The organism is Mycobacterium sp. (genome assembly GCF_025933915.1).
GTDB lineage: Bacteria > Actinomycetota > Actinomycetes > Mycobacteriales > Mycobacteriaceae > Mycobacterium.
Window position 1 is genome coordinate 1 of sequence record NZ_JAICZA010000266.1, and the last position, 3577, is coordinate 3577.

At 67.5% G+C, this 3577-nt stretch carries 2 protein-coding genes and 1 pseudogene; all 3 read right to left on the minus strand.

What is annotated here, in order from left to right; translation table 11 throughout:
• A partial coding sequence (locus Q0W90_RS23715; protein WP_297777033.1) for a bifunctional FO biosynthesis protein CofGH occupies window positions 1-2429 on the minus strand: 2429 nt, incomplete at its 3' end.
• A gap of 168 nt (window positions 2430-2597) precedes the next feature.
• Window positions 2598-3059, minus strand: a complete 462-nt coding sequence (locus Q0W90_RS23720) for a hypothetical protein (RefSeq protein ID WP_297592288.1) — start codon at window positions 3057-3059, stop codon at window positions 2598-2600.
• Between the two features lie 92 nt (window positions 3060-3151).
• Window positions 3152-3577, minus strand: a pseudogene (locus Q0W90_RS23725) (N-acetyl-1-D-myo-inositol-2-amino-2-deoxy-alpha-D-glucopyranoside deacetylase); the annotation flags it as partial.

Consider the following 3577-nt stretch of genomic DNA (forward strand, 5'->3'; position numbering starts at 1 on the left):
CCGCCATTGAGCATCACCTGTGTGCGCTCGACACCGAGCTTGACCCAGCTGGTCTGGATCTGGGAAATGCGGCCGTGCAACATGATTCGCGCCAATGCGTGTACCGCGCGGTTGTCGCGATGGGTCGGCCCGGGCCGCGACGCACCGGCCAGATACAGCGGCGAGCTCTGGTGCACGAACGGCAGCGGCACGAACTCGGTGAAACCTCCGGTGCGGTCCTGGATGTCGCGCAGCACGTTGAGGTGACCGACCCAGTGCCGCGGGTGATCGACGTGGCCGTACATCATGGTCGACGACGACCGCAGGCCCACCTCGTGTGCGGTGGTGACGATCTCGATCCACAGCGAGGTCGGTAACTTGCCCTTGGTCAGCACCCAGCGCACTTCGTCGTCCAGGATCTCGGCGGCGGTGCCGGGGATGGTGTCCAGGCCCGCTTCGCGCAAGCTGATGAGCCAGTCGCGAATGCTCAACCCGCTCTTGGTCACACCGTTGGCGATCTCCATCGGAGAAAATGCGTGCACGTGCATCGACGGCACCCGCGCCTTGACCGCGCGGACCAGGTCCGCGTAGCCGGTGACCGGCAGTTCGGGGTCGATGCCACCCTGCATACACACCTCGGTAGCCCCTTGCACGTGCGCCTCCCAGGCGCGGTCGGCGACCTCGTCGGCGGACAGCGAATACGCATCGGCGTCGCCCTTGCGCTGAGCGAACGCGCAGAACCGGCACCCGGTGTAGCAGATGTTGGTGAAGTTGATGTTGCGATTGATCACGAACGTCACGTCGTCACCGACGGTGTCGCGACGTAACGAATCTGCCAGTGCGGCAACCGCTTCCAGCGCCGGGCCATCGGCGGTGGCCAGCGACAGGTATTCGCTGTCGGTGCAGCCGGCGGGATCGCGTTCGGCGGAGCGCAGCGCGGCGAGCACGTCGGTGTCTAGGCGTTCTGGTGCTTTGGCGCCCTGCGCGGCCAGCTCGTTGACGTGCGCGCGGATCGATTCCCAGTCGCCGAAGGCACTGTCGATGTCGCTGCGGGTTTCGGTGTTACGGCCCTCGCTGTCGATCGCCGAGTTGAGGTCGACCCGGCCCACCGAACCGACGTCGTCGGGCTCCTGCCATGGCAACCCCACGGGATTGACATCGCGGGCCAGACCGGTCGCGGGATCGGCCAGCGCCCGCACATGTCCGGACACCCGCGGGTCGATCCAGGCCGCGCCGCCCAGCACGTATTTGGGCTGCGCGGTCAACCGCTGGACCAGCTCGTAACCGGCTTCGGCGGTGACGGCGGCCAATTCGTCCAACGCCGGCCACGGCCGCTCCGGGTTGACGTGGTCGGGTGTCAGCGGCGATACACCGCCCCAGTCGTCGACCCCGGCGCCGGCCAGCGCCAGGCACTCCTCGCGCGAGACCAGGTTCGGCGGCGCCTGGATACGCATCCCGGGACCGAGCACCAGCCGCGCAACCGCCACCGTCGCCAGGTAATCCTCGATGCCCGCGTCGGGAACCGTGGCCATGGCGGTGTGCTCCTTGGCCCGGAAATTTTGTACGATCACTTCTTGCACATGGCCGAACTCCTTGTGCGACTTGCGAATCGCGTGCAAGGTGTCGGCGCGTTCGGCCAGTGTCTCGCCGATGCCGACCAGCAGACCGGTGGTGAACGGAATCGACAACCGGCCCGCGTCGGTCAAAGTGCGCAACCGGACTGCCGGATCTTTGTCCGGGCTGCCATAGTGCGCAAGCCCTTTCGTTTCGAACAGCCGCCGCGACGTCGTCTCGAGCATCATACCCATCGACGGAGCCACCGGCTTGAGCCGCGCCATTTCCGACCAACTCATCACACCGGGGTTCAGGTGCGGCAACAAGCCGGTTTCTTCGAGCACCCGGATCGCCATCGCCCGCACGTACGACAGCGTCGAATCGTAGCCTCGTTGACCGAGCCATTCGCGCGCTTCCGGCCAGCGATCCTCGGGCCGATCCCCGAGGGTGAACAGTGCTTCCTTGCAACCAAGTTCGCCGCCGCGGCGGGCGATGTCGAGTATCTCGTCGGGCTCGAGGTACATGCCGGCGCCCTCGGCACGCAGCTTGCCCGGGACGGTGACGAAGGTGCAGTAATGACAGTTGTCGCGGCACAGGTGGGTGACCGGGATGAAGACCTTGCGCGAGTAGGTGATCGGCAGACGTCCGCCGGGGCCGTGCCGCCCGGCCGATTCCAGGCCCGCGTCGCGCACCCGCGCCGCGCTGGCGCACAGATCCGCCAGATCCGCACCGCGCGCGGTCATCGCGACCGCAGCCTCGTCAATGTTCAGCGCAACACCATCTCGGGCCCGCCGCAATACCCGTCGCAGCGCCGACGCATCGGCCTTCGACGCACTGGCCTTGGCCGGAATCTGCGGATCAGGCAGAGCGGTAGGCTCCTCGCCCGGAGTCAACAGCACCTTCGTGTAACTTCCCGACGATCGAATTTCATCCGTGCGTCCCAACATGTGAAATCGTGGCACCCATGGCGGGTCCCGTATGGGCAACAGTCAACAGTAGCGCCACACCCGCAGCGGCAAGCGGGCGACATCCCGGCCGAAATGTCCACTCGGCGGACGCGGCCATCAGCCGCTGCGGCCGCGCCGCCACAGCACCCAGACCGGCGGTACGAGACCGAGCACCAGCAGCAGCAGGGCCGCGTAAGCCATCAGGCCGCGACCGCCCAGGACGACGTCGTCGGCCGGGCCCCCCATGCTGATCACCGCCACCGTCAGCAGCCATGTCCACAGCGGCAGCGCGGCCAGCCGCGGGGACCGGGTCCATCGGCCGGCCGCCCACACCAGCGCCGCGTTGACCAGCCCGGAAATCAATCCGCTGATGGGAAAAGGAATCGTCCCGATATAGAAAGGCAGCAGCAGGGCCCCGGCCAGTGCGGAGAGAACCCCATCGACCGCCAAAAGCGCCAGCACAACGAAACGAATCGCGGGGTCGGTTGCGCCGCTGTCTTCAACGGACGCAACGCGTGGCTGGGTGTCGGTCAGGTCGGAACGCTGTCGACGTTGGAGAGTATCGAGCCGATCACCCACTGCAGGCTGTCGAGTCGGTCCTGCCAGTGCTGCTGATTAGGGTCCAGGTCGGGGTCCATGCGAATTCCTTCCGTGGCTGCCTGTTTGGCAGCCTACCGCGTGCGGGTCGCGGTGAAACCAAGGCCTGCGAGCAGATCCGTTTCCCACCCACGCTCGTCGCGTTTCCCCGCGCCGCCGGCCGCCAAGACGTAATGCTCGTGCCCCAGGATCGGCAGCGCCACGTTGTTGGACAAGGCGCAGGCGCGGCCGGTGGGGCCGACGACCACCTGGGTGGCGTGCGCGGCGAGCGCCGCCCTCTTGGCGTCCCGGGCGTCGTCGTCGGTCTCGACGACGGCGTCGATGTCGCCGTCGGCATACCCGAACGTGAACTCCTCTTCCGACGGCAGCGACCATTCGGGTCGCAGGTCCTCGGGCGTCAGCGCGTCCAGACCGGCCTCGAACGCGCGGGTCGCGAAGACCGACCAGTAGAACTTCGGCACGGCCCAGGGCTCGCCGGGAAAGTCGGCGGCGGCGCCGGC